The 16684-nt window shown below is 50.9% G+C and carries 17 protein-coding genes; 9 read left to right on the forward strand and 8 right to left on the reverse strand.

Annotation, left to right across the window (positions count from 1 at the left end; genetic code table 11):
* The first annotated feature begins 331 nt into the window (after window positions 1-331).
* Window positions 332-697 carry a multidrug/spermidine efflux SMR transporter subunit MdtJ gene (gene mdtJ, locus E6P06_RS14745; protein ID WP_161799268.1) on the forward strand — a complete coding sequence of 122 codons (366 nt, stop codon included), beginning with the start codon at window positions 332-334 and terminating at the stop codon, window positions 695-697.
* The gene (gene mdtI / locus E6P06_RS14750) at window positions 684-1013 is read left to right on the forward strand and encodes a multidrug/spermidine efflux SMR transporter subunit MdtI (RefSeq protein ID WP_003028939.1); all 330 of its coding nucleotides are present in this window, start codon (window positions 684-686) and stop codon (window positions 1011-1013) included. Before mdtJ ends, mdtI begins: the two co-directional genes overlap by 14 nt.
* 34 nt (window positions 1014-1047) lie before the next feature.
* Here mdtI and E6P06_RS14755 read toward each other — a convergent pair whose 3' ends face one another.
* The 3 genes from E6P06_RS14755 to E6P06_RS14765 form a co-directional block, all read right to left on the reverse strand.
* Entirely contained in the window at window positions 1048-1869 is an 822-nt protein-coding gene (locus E6P06_RS14755; RefSeq protein WP_003836367.1) for a serine protease, read from the reverse strand.
* A gap of 270 nt (window positions 1870-2139) precedes the next feature.
* On the reverse strand, window positions 2140-2535 hold the full coding sequence (gene asr / locus E6P06_RS14760) for an acid resistance repetitive basic protein Asr (protein ID WP_139935382.1): 396 nt from the start codon (window positions 2533-2535) through the stop codon (window positions 2140-2142).
* 137 nt (window positions 2536-2672) lie between these two features.
* Window positions 2673-4160, reverse strand: coding sequence for a carboxypeptidase M32 (locus tag E6P06_RS14765; RefSeq protein WP_139935383.1), 1488 nt, complete (start codon window positions 4158-4160; stop codon window positions 2673-2675).
* Between the two features lie 43 nt (window positions 4161-4203).
* Between E6P06_RS14765 and E6P06_RS14770 the strand changes: the two genes are divergently transcribed.
* Window positions 4204-4866 (forward strand): phage integrase SAM-like domain-containing protein, encoded by a 663-nt coding sequence (locus tag E6P06_RS14770; protein WP_139935384.1) that lies wholly within the window; start codon window positions 4204-4206, stop codon window positions 4864-4866.
* Here the strand turns inward: E6P06_RS14770 and E6P06_RS14775 are convergent.
* From E6P06_RS14775 to msrP, 3 genes are all read right to left on the reverse strand, one after another.
* A protein-coding gene (locus E6P06_RS14775) for an IS3 family transposase (RefSeq protein WP_371419209.1) occupies window positions 4847-6015 on the reverse strand; the annotation gives its coding sequence in 2 pieces (ribosomal slippage) (window positions 4847-5778 and window positions 5778-6015; 1170 coding nt in all). The genes E6P06_RS14770 and E6P06_RS14775 overlap by 20 nt on opposite strands.
* Window positions 6016-6109: 94 nt before the next feature.
* Window positions 6110-6736 (reverse strand): protein-methionine-sulfoxide reductase heme-binding subunit MsrQ, encoded by a 627-nt coding sequence (gene msrQ / locus E6P06_RS14780; protein WP_016150213.1) that lies wholly within the window; start codon window positions 6734-6736, stop codon window positions 6110-6112.
* Window positions 6736-7740, reverse strand: coding sequence for a protein-methionine-sulfoxide reductase catalytic subunit MsrP (gene msrP, locus E6P06_RS14785; RefSeq protein ID WP_044699866.1), 1005 nt, complete (start codon window positions 7738-7740; stop codon window positions 6736-6738). Before msrP ends, msrQ begins: the two co-directional genes overlap by 1 nt.
* Window positions 7741-7929: 189 nt before the next feature.
* Here msrP and E6P06_RS14790 point away from each other — a divergent pair, with 189 nt between their 5' ends.
* The 3 genes from E6P06_RS14790 (at window position 7930) to E6P06_RS14800 (ending at window position 10972) form a co-directional block, all read left to right on the forward strand.
* Entirely contained in the window at window positions 7930-8652 is a 723-nt protein-coding gene (locus E6P06_RS14790) for a response regulator transcription factor (RefSeq protein WP_003028928.1), read from the forward strand.
* Window positions 8649-10139 carry an ATP-binding protein gene (locus E6P06_RS14795; protein WP_139935386.1) on the forward strand — a complete coding sequence of 497 codons (1491 nt, stop codon included), beginning with the start codon at window positions 8649-8651 and terminating at the stop codon, window positions 10137-10139. Before E6P06_RS14790 ends, E6P06_RS14795 begins: the two co-directional genes overlap by 4 nt.
* Window positions 10140-10282: 143 nt before the next feature.
* Complete coding sequence (locus E6P06_RS14800) at window positions 10283-10972, forward strand: CPBP family intramembrane glutamic endopeptidase (RefSeq protein WP_139935387.1); 690 nt, start codon at window positions 10283-10285, stop codon at window positions 10970-10972.
* A 30-nt stretch (window positions 10973-11002) separates the two neighbouring features.
* Here the strand turns inward: E6P06_RS14800 and E6P06_RS14805 are convergent, their stop codons facing one another.
* Window positions 11003-12256 (reverse strand): MFS transporter, encoded by a 1254-nt coding sequence (locus tag E6P06_RS14805; protein ID WP_003028925.1) that lies wholly within the window; start codon window positions 12254-12256, stop codon window positions 11003-11005.
* Between the two features lie 107 nt (window positions 12257-12363).
* Between E6P06_RS14805 and E6P06_RS14810 the strand changes: the two genes are divergently transcribed.
* The 3 genes from E6P06_RS14810 (at window position 12364) to bioD (ending at window position 15432) form a co-directional block, all read left to right on the forward strand.
* The gene (locus E6P06_RS14810; RefSeq protein WP_003836337.1) at window positions 12364-13272 is read left to right on the forward strand and encodes a LysR family transcriptional regulator; all 909 of its coding nucleotides are present in this window, start codon (window positions 12364-12366) and stop codon (window positions 13270-13272) included.
* A gap of 118 nt (window positions 13273-13390) precedes the next feature.
* On the forward strand, window positions 13391-14611 hold the full coding sequence (gene mlc / locus E6P06_RS14815; protein WP_003028923.1) for a sugar metabolism global transcriptional regulator Mlc: 1221 nt from the start codon (window positions 13391-13393) through the stop codon (window positions 14609-14611).
* A gap of 125 nt (window positions 14612-14736) precedes the next feature.
* Window positions 14737-15432 (forward strand): dethiobiotin synthase, encoded by a 696-nt coding sequence (gene bioD / locus E6P06_RS14820; RefSeq protein WP_044712378.1) that lies wholly within the window; start codon window positions 14737-14739, stop codon window positions 15430-15432.
* Here bioD and clcB read toward each other — a convergent pair.
* A complete protein-coding gene (clcB, locus tag E6P06_RS14825; protein ID WP_032933007.1) occupies window positions 15388-16677 on the reverse strand; it encodes a voltage-gated ClC-type chloride channel ClcB in 1290 nt (429 codons plus the stop codon). The genes bioD and clcB overlap by 45 nt on opposite strands.
* Window positions 16678-16684 lie beyond the last annotated feature (7 nt).

Below are 16684 nucleotides of genomic sequence, written 5' to 3' on the forward strand. Positions count from 1 at the left end.
TAAAGAAGTGAAAAGACTTTGAGTTCGTATTGAAGCTATGATACAAATCATCTGTGTTTAACTACCGAGGACAATTATCATCCGCGATGATGAGAAGCAACACTGCGGATAATTGTAATATTATGGACAATATGTTCAGGATGTTTTTGCGTTTACCTTCACTTCTTCGTACCTCTTCCACTTTCTTGCTTGCGGGTGAGCAACACTGGCGCAACGCGCTTTAGTCCCTTCTTCTGCCTGAGCTGGCGCCGTGCGCTGAGCTAACTAATTTTATTTTTTGGTTTACTGCATGCAGTAGGCCCAAAGGACTATATTCTCAAGCAGGAGAAGCATCATGTTTTACTGGATATTATTAGGTCTGGCCATCGCGGCTGAAATTACTGGTACGCTTTCAATGAAATGGGCAAGCGTCGGCCATGGTAATTCGGGCTTTATTTTAATGCTGGTAATGATCGCCTTATCGTATATTTTTCTCAGTTTTGCCGTTAAAAAAATTGCCCTTGGTGTGGCCTATGCTCTGTGGGAAGGGATCGGTATTTTATTTATTACGCTGTTTAGCGTGCTGTTATTTGACGAAACCTTGTCCACATTGAAGGTGGCAGGACTGGCTTCACTGGTGGTCGGCATTGTGCTGATTAAATCCGGCACCCGAAAGCCTGTTAAACCGGGCAAAGAGGTGACCCATGCAACAGTTTGAATGGGTTCACGGTGCCTGGCTGGGTATGGCCATCGTGCTGGAAATCGTCGCTAACGTCTTTTTGAAATTTTCCGATGGTTTTCGCCGCAAGATTTATGGCGTGCTGTCGTTAGCTGCCGTGTTAGCAGCCTTTAGCGCGCTGTCGCAGGCGGTAAAAGGTATTGACCTTTCTGTTGCCTACGCCTTGTGGGGCGGATTCGGTATTGCCGCGACGTTAGCGGCAGGTTGGGTGCTGTTTGGTCAGCGCCTGAATAATAAGGGCTGGATCGGCGTGATACTGCTACTGGCCGGAATGATAATGATAAAACTTGCCTGATATCCATGCTGCCCGTTAATGCGGGCAGCATGTGTTATTCCTGCGCTAACGCTTCCAGCTTCTCGCGAAAACCGGTCACGGATATGGCGCGATTATCTGCCCGCCAGCGATCTTTGGCTGCTGGAGCGGAGCTTTGCACACCAATCAACTGCCAGCCAGACTCGGTCTGCAACATCAATGGCGAACCGCTGTCGCCCGGGAGCGTGTCGCACTGGTGTGACAAGACGGTATTCTGCGCCCAGCCGGTCACCACACAATCCTGATGTGTGTACAGGTCGTCCAGATGATCTTCAGGATAGCCCGACTGCGTGACTTTACGATCTGCAGTTTTTAGCGCCGCGGTTAACGCGTCCTTGTCGCCATCAAACAGTGGCAGCGGTGTGATGCCAGACGGCGGATTACGCAGCACCACCAGACCAAAATCCCACGGGGCTGCGGCAGGCGGCACTATCCAGCCATCACCATCGGCTTTTAAACGTTTGGCAAGTGAGGGCGCAACCCGGCCTTCAATGTCGTGGATTTCATAGCGCCAGAGACCCTTTTTAGACACGAAGCGCAATGCGACGGCTTTGTCCGGCTTACCTTTCGGGGGGGTGAGTAAACAGTGTCCGGCCGTCAGGGCCAAATGTGGCGAAATGAGCGTGGCGGTACACAGGTTACCGCTGGCGGTTTCCAGTTGCCCGATAGCGTCCCACGGCGATTGTGTAGGGTCAGTCACCTTTATGCGATCGTCATGACCAAAAAACAGCGTTTTTATATTTTCTGCTTCAGCGCTGTCCGTTGCAGGCTTGTCCGCATGCGCAACGACAGGAAGTAAACAAAGTGAACCCAGTAATACAGCAATGGTTTTATGCATATCACGCTCTGGTGGGGAATTATGATTATTAACAGCAAACCCTCAGTTAATACTATAGACGGGACGACGTGAAAGTGGGAGTAAAATCAGATAACTACATTCAGGCAAGATAAAAACGCATGGCGATGATGGCGCAAATTATCAGCGTAATAAGAATTAACTCAAAGCGGTAATGTGACACCATTTTACCCTCCGAAAGGCGGCGCTACATCAGGTCGATCTAGCGCCGTATGCTATGGCGTGGGGGACGCCATAGTGACTACAAATGCGTTATGCTGCAGGTTGAGCTGCTGGTTTAGCAGTGTCGTGTTTTACTGCTTTTTTGGTGTGTTTTTTAGCGGCCTGAGCTTTCTGCTCTGGCGCTTTTTGTTCTGCAGCTGGTTTGGTTGCAGCTTTTTTGGTGTGTTTTTTAGCAGCCTGAGCTTTCTGCTCAGGTGCTTTCTGTTCTACAGCCGGTTTTGTGGTGGATTTTTTAGCGTGTTTCTTGGCAGCCTGTGCTTTCTGCGGCGCTGCTTTGTGCTGTTTTTTATGATGCGCGGTTTTTGCCGGCGCAGCTTTAGTGGTTGCTGCAGCAGCCGGAGCGGTTGTAGCAGTTGTTTCAGCAGCAAATGCAGCAGAAGACAGACCCATAGCAGCGGCAACAACCAGAGCTAATACTTTTTTCATTCTCATACCCTCGATTTGGTTTTTCATTCAACCCCACTGCGGGGCCGTTGAAATAACTATATCGCTGTAATCACAGGGCTTCCGTGAGTCATTGGTATCGGCGTGTAACGATATGTACAATGACTCACGGTATGAGATTACAAATAGCGGGCTTCCAGGTGGGCGCGGAAATAACGGCTGCTAAGCGGCTCTCCGGTGGCCTGGGTAATAAGCTGTTCAGTTGTGAAACGGCTGCCATGCTGCCAGATGTTCTGACGTAACCAGTCAAACAGGGGACCAAACTCACCTTGCGCAATAGACTGATTCAAATCAGGTAATGCGTGGTTAGCGGCACTGAACAACTGCGCCGCATACATAGCGCCCAAGGTATAGGAAGGGAAGTAGCCAAAGCCGCCGTCGGTCCAGTGAATATCCTGCATACAACCGTTACGATAGTTTCCGATCGTTGACAGCCCCAGCCAGGCCTGCATTTTCTCATTCCACAATGCCGGGATATCATCTACTTCAATATCGCCATTAATGAGCGCACGTTCGATTTCATAACGCAGGATCACGTGAGCGGGATAACTCACCTCGTCGGCATCAACACGGATAAACCCGGGTTTGACCTGCTGGTTCCAGGCGATGAAATTGCTTTCTTCAAATGCAGCCTGATCGCCAAAGTAGCGCGTTACAGCAGGAATTAACCGTGTCAGAAAGGCTTTACTGCGTCCCAGTTGCATCTCAAAGAACAGACTCTGGGACTCATGAATGGCAGTTGAGCGTGCCAGAGCGATAGGTTGCCCTGACCAGTTACGCGGAAGATTTTGCTCATAGCGGGCGTGACCGGTTTCATGGATCACGCCAAACAGCGCACTGAGTAATTCGTTTTCATCATAGCGGGTGGTAATGCGAACATCTTCTGGTACGCCGCCACAGAAGGGATGTGCACTGATATCCAGCCGACCAGCGGTAAAGTCAAAACCTAGCTGTGCCATTGTTTCAAGACCCAACTCTCGCTGTACAGCTGTTGGGAAGGGGCCTACCGGGGCGATGAGCGACTGTTGAGACTGCTTTGCCACTACCTTGTTTAGCAAGTCGGGTAGCCAGCTTTTAACGTCCGCGAAAAGGTTGTCCAACTGCGCGCTGGTCATTCCCGGTTCAAAGATGTCCAGTAACGCGTCATACGGAGAACAGCCTTTAGCTTCTGCGCGCAGTCGGGCTTCTTCGCGGCTATACTTCACAACCTCTTTCAGGTTTTCGGAAAATCCTTCCCAGTCATTTGCCGGTCGCTGGCTACGCCAGGCATGCTCGCAGCGGCTTCCCGCAAGTGATTTTGCTTCTACCAACGATTCCGGCAACAAGGATGCCTGGTGATGCAGTCGCGACATTTCGCGCAGGTTCGCCTGTTCTACATCGTTGAGGTCTTCCTGTTGCGCTGCGGAGATCCACCTTGCCACTTTCGGATCGGTTAACAGTTGGTGTTCAAGCACGCTCAGCTCGGCCAGCGCTTCGCCGCGGGCTTTGCTTCCTCCTGACGGCATCATGGTAAACATGTCCCAACTGGCGATTGCCGAGAGGTGGGAGAAGCGAGATAGCCGCTGGAACGTGCGGGTGAGTGCCTGATAAGAAAGGTTTTTCTGCATAGTTCTTCTTCTCGTTAGTTGGGTATGTTTCAAGGAGTTTACCGTGATTCATACACGATTCATGCACTTTTCATGCACCCATCTTAGCCACTCTCAGAAAGATGGCTACCTCTGGAGGAAAAAACTTAACAATCGAACATTGTCGGTAAGTCTTAGGACTCGACTACCAGAGATTGCAAAATTTAGAGCACAAAAATTGACCATTCAGTATGTAAGAATCAAAGAGCTTTCTCTTCCATTTGAGAGCTTAAGAAACGTCCTTAAGTCATATCGTGACCGTTTGGTTGATGATGCTTTGTTGATGGTCTTGGAAGGTGGTTCAGATATGTCTACGATGCCGATAACCACCGTATACGAGAAAGCTATGCATCCTGTCAGTGAGGTTCTGGAAGAATGGTGTGAAGATAATCGTGCTGATTGGAAGTTACGGACAGAGAAGCTAAATCGACGAAGCGTTAACTTATTCATCGAATGGGCTAAAAGACATTCAATAAAAAATGTTGAAGATGTTACTAAGCAGCACATAGCAGATTTTAAGCGATTTCTTGATGAACGCTACCAAGCACCAAGAAGTCGACAGGATGCCCTGATAAAACTACAGGCGTTGTTCAATTTCTGCATTGATAAGAGGGATTACTTAACAGCAAATCCTGTTAAGGGGATGACTTACTCTAAGGTCACAAGCATTATGAATCGCCACGGATAATCTGGACACTTCTGAGCCGTTGATAATACTGGTTTTCATATTCTGTCGGTGACATCTGATTGCTCGAACCATGCCGACGCTTACTGTTATAAAACATTTCGATGTAATCAAAAATATCGCTGCGGGCTTCTTCCCGTGTTCCGTAGATCTTTTTCTTTATCCGTTCGCGTTTCAGCAACTGGAAAAAGCTTTCTGCAACCGCATTATCGTGACAGTTACCGCGACGGCTCATGCTGCCCTCCAGACCATGTGATTTCAGGAACGACTGCCACTCATGGCTTGTGTACTGACTGCCCTGATCTGAATGAACCATCACCTGTTTTAGAGGATTACGTCGCCATATGGCCATCAGAAGCGCATTCAGGACAATGTCCTTTGTCATCCGGGATTGCATTGACCAGCCGATAATTTTGCGTGAGAACAGATCAACAACCACGGCAAGATACAGCCAGCCTTCGTGGGTCCTGATGTAAGTTATGTCCGTTACCCAACGCTCATCCGGAGCATCCGGATTGAACTGTCGCTGAAGCCTGTTGGGCGATACGATACTGACCTCGCCTTTGTGTGCCCGCGGGCTCCGGTACCCGACCTGAGCCTTTATCCCGGCACGATTCATCAGTCGCCAGACTCTGTTCACTCCGCACTGTTGCCCGCTATCCCGCAAGTCCAGATGGATCTTGCGATAACCATAAACGCAACCGGACTCCAGCCAGAACTGTTTGATCTGTCCCGTCAGTCTCAGATCTATCTGGTGGCGCTGAGAATACGGTTGCTTAAACCAGGCGTAAAACCCACTGGGATGAACATCCAGCACCCTGCAGAGCAGACGAACAGGCCAGCAAAGGGAGTTGTCACGAATAAAGGCGTACCTCAGTCGGACAGCTTTGCGAAGTACGCCGCGGCTTTTTTTAATATGTCCCGTTCGTCAGTAACCCGCTTCAACTCCTTCTGGAGTCGGCGGATCTCGGCCTGAGCATCTGACTGTTCTTTGTTAGTGGATGAGTCCGGACCGTACTTCTTTATCCAGGCGTAAAGGCTGTGGGTGGTGATATCGAGACGTGTTGCAACGCTGGAAACAGAATGACCGCGATCAATAACCTGTTTGACTGCTTCAATTTTAAACTCTTCGGGATAACGTTTACCGCTCATGGGCACCTCTCTTTAAGTCATCTTAAATGACTCTGAGGTGTCTGTTAAACCCGTGGCGATTCAGTTTAGGTGTGGTTAAGAAGTTTACCGTGATTCACTCACTTTTCATAAACACACCTTTATACCTGGTTTTTCGTAAAAGCTTTTTATAGCGAAAAGCCAACAGAACCACAAAACAGATGCCGTAGATAATAGGGAGCGGTGATAACACTTTTACCGACCACAGGTAATGCAGCGGTAGCAATATGGCGGCCAGGTAGACGTAGTTGTGCAATGTTTGCCAGCGTTTGCCCATTTTACGCTGCGCGGCTTGCGTGGAGGTCAACGTCAACAGGAATAAGATAATCCAACCGGTCATGCCCAGGGTTAGCCATGGGCGTGAAACCAGTTCACGACCCAACAATCCCAGATTTTGTATACCCAGTTCCAGTAGAGCATAGCTGGCCATATGCAGTGTGGCCCATGCAAAGCACCATAAACCTAACAACCGCCGGGTACGAAACAACAAAGGCTGCTTTGCATAGCGAGCAAGCGGGGATACCAGCAAAGTAGCAAGCAAAAACTTTAGCGCGGTAATACCCGTAAAGTGCTGGATATCTTTTCCCGGGTCGGCACCCAACCCGCCATGCTGCGCGGCCCAAAAGAGCCATAGCAGGGGTAAAAAACCGGCGAGATGCAGCAGCACTTTCAGGCCGGTTATCTGTTTTGCGGTCAACCTCACTAAAAATACTCCCGAAGATCCATACCCCGATATAACGATGCCACCTCATCGGCATAACCATTAAAAGGTAACGTGGGCTGTCGCTGCACATCAAGAATGCCACCCGAACCGATAAACCGTTCAGTAGCCTGAGACCAACGAGGGTGATCGACCTGCGGATTTACGTTGGCGTAAAAACCGTATTCATTCGGTGCTGACATATTCCAGGTCGTCGGCGGCTGCTCACGCGTCAGCGTAATACTGACTATCGATTTAATGCCCTTGAAGCCGTACTTCCAGGGTACGGTCAGGCGTATCGGCGCCCCATTTTGCGGCGGCAATGCTTTGCCATATACGCCTACGGTCAGCAGTGTTAGCGGATGCATGGCTTCATCCAAACGCAGACCTTCAACATAGGGATATTTTAACCCACCGCCAATGAAGCGATCTTTCTGGCCGGGCATTTCATCAGGGGCGTAGCGAGTTTCAAAGGCGACGTATTTGGCGTGACTTGTTGGCTCAACCAGCGCCAATAATTTATGCAAAGGAAATCCGACCCACGGCACAACCATCGACCATGCTTCAACGCAACGCATCCGGTAAATACGCTCTTCTAACGGAAAGCGAGTGGTCAGAGCATCATGATCCAAGGTTAAAGGTTTGTTGACCTCACCGTTGATCGTCAATGTCCAGGGATCGGTTTTCAGACTACCGGCATTGGCGGCGGGATCTGCTTTATCCAGACCAAATTCATAGAAATTGTTGTAGCCCGTCACCTTCTCTTCTGGCGTCAGAGGCAGGCTGTTTTGCCAGCGCCCGGGCTTTGTAAATTCGAGCGCTTTGCCTGCGGGTGCTGGTGGACGATCGTTGCCTTTAAACCAATCCAACAAATTAGCCTGTGTAGGGGAAGACAGCGTGGCCGCCGCCGCGCCTATCCCAAGTGCTTTGAGGATTTGTCGTCGTTGCATAAAAAAAACTGATTCGGCTGTAACATCAGCTTCCCGAAGTGGACGTTTTTTCTGCATAACTTTTCCTTTTTATTTTCATGTTAAGGAAAACAAAGCGACGTTTCCCTGTTGATGCCTGGTGTGTCTATAACGACATACTGCGCGTATGCGTATCCCTGGATCCTCACGAAAAGTTAAAAATTTTGTGATAACTTCCGCCCCTTGCCTGAGGTAAGCTTTCAGCACGACGAGAGGGGGATGACACTGATGGCAGGCGCGAAAAAGATATTTTTGGTGGAAGATGACAGCGATATTGCCTCACTTTTGCAGCTTAGCCTGAAGGATGAGGGTTACGAGATAGTTCATGAAGCGGACGGCACGCGAGCGCTTGAACAACTGGAGAAACACGTTTGGGATGCCGTTATCCTCGATTTGATGCTGCCAGGTGTCGACGGGCTGGAGATTTGTCGTCGCATTCGCCAAATGAGTTTTTATTTGCCCGTTATTATTATCAGCGCCCGGACCAGCGAAACGCACCGTGTATTGGGGTTGGAAATGGGGGCCGATGATTATCTGGCCAAGCCTTTCTCGGTGCTGGAGTTGATGGCTCGGGTGAAGGCGTTGTTTCGCCGTCAGGAAGCGATGAGTCAGAACCTGCGTATGGAGGCGGGGATTATCACCGTTCATGGCGTAGAGATTGACCCTTTAGCCCGGGAAGTTCGGCTGCATGGTAAATCCCTCGATTTGACACCGCGAGAATTCGATCTGCTCTATTTTTTCGCCCGTCATCCAGGCGAGGTCTTTTCGCGCCAGGCGCTGTTAGATCAGGTGTGGGGCTACCAGCATGAAGGGTATGAGCATACGGTGAACAGTCATATTAATCGTCTGCGGACCAAAATTGAAAAGGATGCTGCGGAGCCGGAAATTATTCTCACGGTTTGGGGACGAGGCTATAAGCTTGCTGCGGTTAATGCGGAGCATCAGCCATGATTTATCGCCTGTCGCTGAGCCAGCGTCTGACTCTGGTCTTTACCGCCATTATGCTGATTTGTGCGGTTGCCGTCAGTGCTGTCCAGGTTCGCAGTAGCAAACAATATGGCGACGCGATGGTGCAAAGGCTCTCGCTGGAGCTGGCGAGCAAGATTGTCAAAAGTGAGTCGCTTATTGATGCCAGCGGGCAGGTTAATCGCCAGACCTTAAAAGGATTGTTTAATCACCTGATGACGCTCAACCCCAGCGTGGAGCTGTATCTGGTTTCACCATCAGGTGAAATACTCGCTGATGCCGCACCGCCGGGGCATATCCAGCGGCAGAAAATTAGCGTGCAGCCGATTCAGGATTTCCTTAACTCAGATGCGTTGCCCGTATATGGCAACGATCCGCGCAGCAGCCAGCAAAAGGTATTCAGCGCCGCGCCGGTTTTATATAACGGTGAGCTGCATGGCTATTTGTACATTATTCTGCAGGGCGAAGATCTGAATATGTTGGCGAATACCGCCTGGCAAAAAACGCTCTGGAATACCGTGGCCTGGACGTTAATACTGGTTTTATTAGCCGGCGGAATTGCAGGTTTTCTGGTGTGGCGATGGGTGACGAATCCAGTGAAAAGGTTGACTGGGCAGGTGGTCAAACTGGAACAGGACAGCATTAGCGTCATCAAACAGCTGGCGCAAAAAAATTCCGATCCGGCCCCGGCAAATGAAATTGCGTTGCTGAACAATGCGTTTATCGAGTTAGCGCAGAAAATTGCGCAGCAGTGGGATCTATTAGCGGACAGCGATCGTCAGCGCAGAGAGTTTATAGCCAATATTTCGCATGATTTACGCACGCCGCTGACTTCATTGCTGGGGTATCTGGAAATGCTGTCGCTGAAAGCCGATACGATGACGCCGGAGGAAAACCGGCATTATCTTAGTATCGCGCTGCGCCAGGGACATAAAGTTCGTCATCTGTCACAACAGCTGTTTGAGCTGGCAAGACTGGAGCATGGCGGTATAAAACCGCAGCGTGAACGTTTTGCTATTGGTGAATTGATCCAGGATGTGGCACAGAAATTTGATCTCCCTGTTGCCACGCGTCATTTGCAGTTGCACCTTGACGTAATGGGGCCGTTACCGCTGGTGAATGCCGATTTATCGATGATAGAAAGAGTTGTGACGAATCTGCTGGATAACGCTATCCGTCATACGCCTGACGGAGGTGAAGTGCGGCTAAAAGTCTGGCGTGATGCAGACCGTTTATTAGCCGAAGTGCAGGACAGCGGGCCTGGGGTAGAAGAAGCTGTGCGAGAAGTATTGTTTCAGCGCCCGACCGCGTTAGTTCTCCGTGAGCAGAGGGCTGAGCGCGGCGGCTTGGGCTTACTGATCGTGCGTAGAATGCTCGAGCTGCATGGAGGGGATATCAGCCTGGTTAGCTCAACGGCAGGGGCCTGCTTCCGTTTTTCGTTGCCGCTGGCGGATTCTCCCCTGAGTAGTTGACGGTGAAGTTCCGGAGTAAAGAGGGTTTTGGCATTGCCCCAATGGGCATTGCGTAAAAGTTGGTAGGTTGTCAGTGATAATGAGAATTTTTATCATGTATCGGTAATTCATCAACTTATCTTCGATGAGCGCAAGGAGATTGTATGTCACAGGATGCCGACAACCTGTATATCGCCAGGACCAAAGCAGTAGCTGGCTGCTTTTCAATGTTTTTACTGATGTTTGGCCTCACGTTTACCCCGTTGTTTTTCCCCGCGAGTCAGGACCTGCTTGCCAAAGGGCTACTTTTCCCGCTGTTGTTTGCATTGGAATTTGTTGTGCTGGTTCCGCTGTATTACTTCTTCTTCAGAAAAAGAGAGGGGCTGGGCAAAGGCATTTTCAACGCCAGGTGGTTTACCATTTTGTTTGCGGCGCTGCTGTTTATTCAGCTTATCCTGCCATTGATTTTGGGTCTCAGACAAACCGAAGCGTGGGTGACCAGCCAAATATCTTTAAGTAGTTACGCATTGTGGTTATCTACGTTGACTCTGATATTTATTGCGCCAGTTTATGAAGAAATTGTTTTCAGAGGCTGTTTATTCAACGCGTTCCAGTACTGGTTCAATAATAAAACCTGGCTGTCGTCAGTGGTGGTATCGGTCATTTTTGCCATCATGCATACGCAGTATGTGGATGTACGGACGTTGCTGATGTTGTTTCTTGTGTCGCAGGTTTTGATCATCGCCAGACTGAAAAGCAACGGCCTGTTGATGCCGATCATGCTGCATATAGTGATGAACGGGACGGTTATTGCTCTGCAAATGGGAGCCCAGACGTTACTACCTGATTCATAAAGGCGATGCCCGGAATCCGGGCATCGGGGATTATACGTGCAGACGATGGTGCAAACGTGCGCCGACCAGCAACGCCAGCACCAGCATCAGGGCGATAAATCCGCCCACGCCGTTCCAGCCGTAGCTGTGCCAGAATACGCCGCCGAGCGTACCGGCAATACTGGATCCCAGATAATAGCTGAACAGATACAGGGAAGAAGCCTGGCCTTTAGCGCGTTTTGCCCGTGGTCCAATCCAACTGCTTGCAACGGAGTGCGCGGCAAAAAAACCGGCTGAAAAGAGCAGCATCCCGGCGAAGATCAGCCATAGCGATGTGAACAGGGTCATCAACAGTCCAACCAGCATCACGCCAGTTGAAAAGAGCATTACCGGGCCACGGCCATAACGAGTGGTCATAGAACCTGCTTTTGGCGAACTCCAGGTCCCGGTCAGATACGCCACAGATAACAGACCGACAACCGCCTGGCTGAGCTCCCACGGAGAGAGCATCAAGCGGTAGCCGATGTAATTAAACAGCGTGACAAACGATCCCATCAGTAAAAAACCTTCCGCAAACAGCAGCGGCAAGCCTCTGTCGCGCCAGTGCAAGCGGAAGTTGATAAACAACGTTTTCGGGCGCAGCGACGTTGGTCTGAAATGACGAGATTCCGGCAGGATTTTCCAGAACATCAGCGCAGAGGCAAGGGCAAAACAGCCGATCGCCGCCAGCGCGATACGCCAGTTAAAAAAGTCGGTAAACACGCCACTGATCAAGCGACCACTCATACCGCCAATCGAGTTACCGCTGATATACAAGCCCATTGAGAAGGCGACGAAACTGGGATGAATCTCTTCACTCAGATAGGTCATCCCTACCGCCGCGACGCCGCTCAGTGAAAGTCCTATCAGCGCCCGCATGATTAAAATACCGTGCCAACTGGTCATCATTGTTGAAAGGAGCGTACAACAAGAGGCGAGCAGCAGCGCGGTAACCATCACCGGCTTGCGGCCAATAGCATCTGAAAGTGGGCCGGTAAACAGTAACCCTATCGCCAGCATCGCCGTTGAAATGGAGAGTGAAATACTACTGCTGGCAGGAGAGACACCAAACTCGTGCGAAAGCACAGGCAGTATGGGTTGTACGCAATAGAGGAGGGCAAAAGTCGCCAGTCCGGCGGAAAACAGCGCCAGCGTGACGCGCATAAATGGGGATGTTCCGCGTTTGATAAAACCATCCGGCGGGGTAACTATCTGTTCATCAACATCGCTTGTTGGCGCGGTATCGACAGTTGTTGTACGGCTCACTTGAAATCCTTGCTCATCCAATTACGTCTACAGGACCAGCCTTAAGAGTATGAAAATCACAATATTCTGTCTAATATATTAATAATCTCAAATAATACTTTAAAAATATGAATATCGAACTGCGTCATTTACGTTACTTTGTGGCCGTTGCCGAAGAGTTGCATTTTGGTCGGGCGGCAGCGCGATTAAACATTTCGCAACCGCCGCTAAGCCAGCAGATCCAGATCCTTGAACAGCAGGTTGGCGCCCGGTTACTTGCCCGAACTAACCGTAGCGTGGCGCTGACCTCTGCCGGAAAGCAGTTTCTGGCAGACAGTCGGCAGATCCTCGGGCTGGTTAATGAAGCCGCCGCCAGGGCTGAGCGTTTGCATTTGGGAGAAGCAGGGGAATTGCGTATCGGCTTTACGTCGTCGGCGCCGTTTATCAAAGCCGTTTCAGATACGTTATCTCTGTTTCGTCAAAGCTACCCGGCAGTGCATATGCAAACCCGCGAAATGAACACACGTGAGCAAATTGCCCCGCTCAATGAAGGGACGCTGGATTTGGGACTTCTGCGCAATACGCAGCTTCCGGAAACGCTGGAGCGTGAAATCATTCTGCATGAACCACTGATGGCGATGATCCCACGCGCGCATCCGTTGGCGCAAAAACCTGTGGTCACGTTGGCCGAGCTGGCGAATGAGCCATTTGTCTTTTTTGACCCCCATGTGGGGACAGGGTTGTATGACGATATTCTTGGCCTGATGCGTCGCTATGGACTAAAACCGACGATTGCGCAGGAGGTTGGCGAAGCGATGACTATCATCGGGCTGGTGGCTGCAGGATTAGGGGTTTCTATACTTCCTGCTTCTTTTAAACGGGTGCAGCTATATGAAATGTGTTGGATCCCGATAGCGGAAGAAGATGCTGTCTCGGAAATGTGGTTAGTGTGGCCAAAGCATCATGAGCAAAGTCACGCCGCGCAACGCTTTCGTGAGCAGCTGCTGGCGGCCGTTCAGGCGATTAATTTAGTTTAAAAATGAGTGAAAATGTGCAGTAAATCACAAGGCTAAGTAAAAAGTTGACGGGAGCCATTGAAGTGCTTCACCATAGCCCGCAGATTATTTCGGAGCGCGAAAATAAAGGGAGTAAGTGGTGGTTGCTGATAGTCAGCCTGGGCATATCGATCAAATTAAGCAGACCAATGCTGGCGCGGTTTATCGCCTGATTGATCAGCTGGGTCCGGTATCGCGTATTGATCTCTCTCGCCTGGCGCAATTGGCGCCTGCCAGTATTACTAAAATTGTCCGCGAAATGCTCGAAGCGCACCTTGTGCAAGAGCTGGAAATCAAGGAAGCGGGCAGCCGTGGGCGTCCGGCAGTTGGGCTGGTTGTTGAAACGGAAGCCTGGCACTATTTATCCATCCGTATCAGTCGCGGCGAGATCTTTCTGGCACTGCGCGATCTGAGCAGCAAACTGGTGGTAGAAGATTGTCTTGAAATGGAGCTGGTCAGTGAAACACCGCTTCTGGAACGTGTTATTACCCAGGTCGACCAGTTTTTCATCCGCCATCAACAAAAGCTGGAACGCTTAACCTCCATCGCCATCACCTTACCCGGCATTATTGATACTGAAAACGGTATCGTGCATCGCATGCCATTTTACGAAGATGTCAAAGAGATGCCGCTGGGCCAGGCGCTTGAGAACCATACTGGCGTACCGGTCTATATTCAGCATGATATTAGCGCCTGGACCATGGCTGAGGCGCTTTTCGGCGCATCGCGTGGTGCGCGCGACGTCATTCAGGTGGTGATCGATCATAACGTGGGTGCCGGGGTAATCACTGACGGTCATTTACTGCATGCAGGCAGCAGTAGCCTGGTGGAAATTGGCCATACGCAGGTGGATCCGTACGGTAAACGCTGCTACTGCGGTAACCATGGTTGTCTGGAAACGATCGCCAGCGTCGACAGCGTGCTCGAACTGGCGCAGGTGCGCTTGAAGCAGTCAATGAGTTCTTCTTTACACGGGCAACCGCTGACGGTAGACGCACTGTGTCTGGCGGCAATGCAGGGTGATTTATTGGCGAAAGATATCATTAGCGGCGTCGGGACCCACGTCGGCAGAATTCTTGCCATCATGGTGAATTTGTTCAACCCGCAAAAGATATTGATTGGGTCTCCGCTCAGTAAAGCGGCAGATATCTTGTTCCCCACCATCGCTGACAGCATTCGTCAGCAGGCACTTCCGGCTTACAGTCAGCATATAGTCGTTGAAAGTACGCAGTTTACCAATCAGGGGACGATGGCGGGGGCGGCGCTCGTTAAGGACGCGATGTATAACGGTTCTTTGTTGATTCGTCTATTACAGGGTTAACATTTTTTAACTGTCGTACGAAAAATTGCGCTATCTCAAGCTGATCCTGGTCGTCATACCTTAGACTTTCTCCACTGTTTTATTTTCCTGACTTATATTTTCAAAGCATAACGGTGGAGTTAGTGATGCTGAAGCGTTTCTTTATTACAGGTACAGACACTTCTGTTGGGAAGACCGTGGTTTCCCGCGCATTACTACAAGCGTTAGCGTCAGGGGGTAAAAGCGTTGCGGGTTACAAACCTGTAGCCAAAGGCAGCAAAGAGACGCCCGAAGGTCTGCGCAACAAAGATGCGCTGGTGCTGCAAAGCGTGTCCACTATCAAACTGCCTTACGAAGCGGTCAACCCGATTGCGCTAAGCGAAGACGAAAGTAGCGTAGCGCATAGTGGTCCGGTCAATTACACCCTGTTATCCAACGGTCTCGCAAGCCTCAGCGAAAAAGTCGATCACGTTGTCGTGGAAGGCACCGGAGGCTGGCGGAGCTTGATGAACGATCTGCGTCCGTTATCGGAATGGGTGGTGCAGGAACAACTGCCGGTGCTGATGGTGGTGGGTATCCAGGAAGGCTGTATTAATCATGCTATCCTCACCGCACAGGCGATTGCCAGCGACGGACTGCCGCTGATTGGCTGGGTCGCGAACCGAATCAACCCGGGGCTGGCGCATTATGCGGAAATCATTGATGTGCTGGGTAAAAAATTACCTGCCCCGCTTATCGGTGAACTGCCTTATCTGCCTCGTGCAGAGCAGCGTGAGCTATCGCAGTACATCCGTCTGTCAATGCTCGGCAGCGTGCTGTCGGTAGATAGAGTCGTGGCGTAACGTACGCGACAGCACCGACGCCAGGACACAGGCAATCAGTAATCCGGGGAGCAGGCGATACTCCCCGGTCATTTCGCAAACCATCAAGGTCGACATTATTGGTGCATGTGTGGTAGCTGCCAGCAGCGTGGCCATCCCCGTTAAGCCCAGCAAAATAGCAATTTCATCCGAGCCCGGAAGCCATAATCCCCATACCTGACCCAGCAGCATGCCCACCGACAAGCCGACAAACAGCGTTGGCGTAAACACGCCACCTGGCGCACCGGATCCACTGCTGGCAAGCACCGCCAGTAATTTGCAGATAAAAATCCCGCTAACTACGGCCAGCAGCGGTGGCGAAAGTAAATATGACTGCACCACGCTGTAGCCATTACCCCAGACCGCAGGCGTAAGCAATGAAAGCAGGCCAACGATCAACCCACCAAGCGCCAGTTGCCACGGCGGAGAGAGTTTTAAGCGCAAAAAACCATTATGACTGGCGGTCATCAGCCACATGAAGAGCGGTCCGCAGATGCCAGCAGCCAAACCGGTGCTGACAATCATAACGTATTCCAGAGTATGCAATTCCCGAGACAGGTGAACGGTATACAGCAGCGCATTGCTGTCGCTAAGCAGATTGGTGGTGAGTAATGCGACTACGGCGGACACCACTACTGGTCCCAGTGATGCGAGGATCAGCGTGCCAAACAACACTTCGGCAATAAATAAACTGCCCGCCAGCGGGGCATGATAGGCTCCGGCCATACCCGCTGCGGCGCCGCAGGCAATCCATAACTTCCATTCTGTACGTGGGGTAAAGCGTTGAGCAAAGCAGGAAGCCGCCAGCGCCGCCAGTAAAATCATGGCACCTTCGCGTCCGATAGCGCTCCCGCTGGCGACAACCAGTAACGAGGCCAGCGATTTCACCAGGCTGGCACTGACGTCAAATTGTCCGTCGGTTTGTAGAGCTTCCATATAATCAGTGGGAGCCTGTGGGCGTAAACGGTTAAATTTTTGCCAGCCCCACAGTAGTAATCCAGCCGCCAGACCGCCGAGTGCAGGTGTAAGCATACGCCTTAAAGGCGAAAGGTTTGTCGCAGCGTTGACCAGACTCCCCGTGTTATTGCTCAGAAACAACCATTCGAGAAGCAGCATGGCATGACGAAATCCTGCGACGGCCAGCGCAGCAAGGACGCCAATCAACGCGGCGATCAGCAGACGGCGGAACATGGCGCGCAGGTCAGGATAAGCATGTAAATGATGCATGTGTGGC

It is taken from the genome of Citrobacter sp. CF971, assembly GCF_006385635.1.
In the GTDB taxonomy this organism is placed as follows: domain Bacteria; phylum Pseudomonadota; class Gammaproteobacteria; order Enterobacterales; family Enterobacteriaceae; genus Citrobacter; species Citrobacter freundii.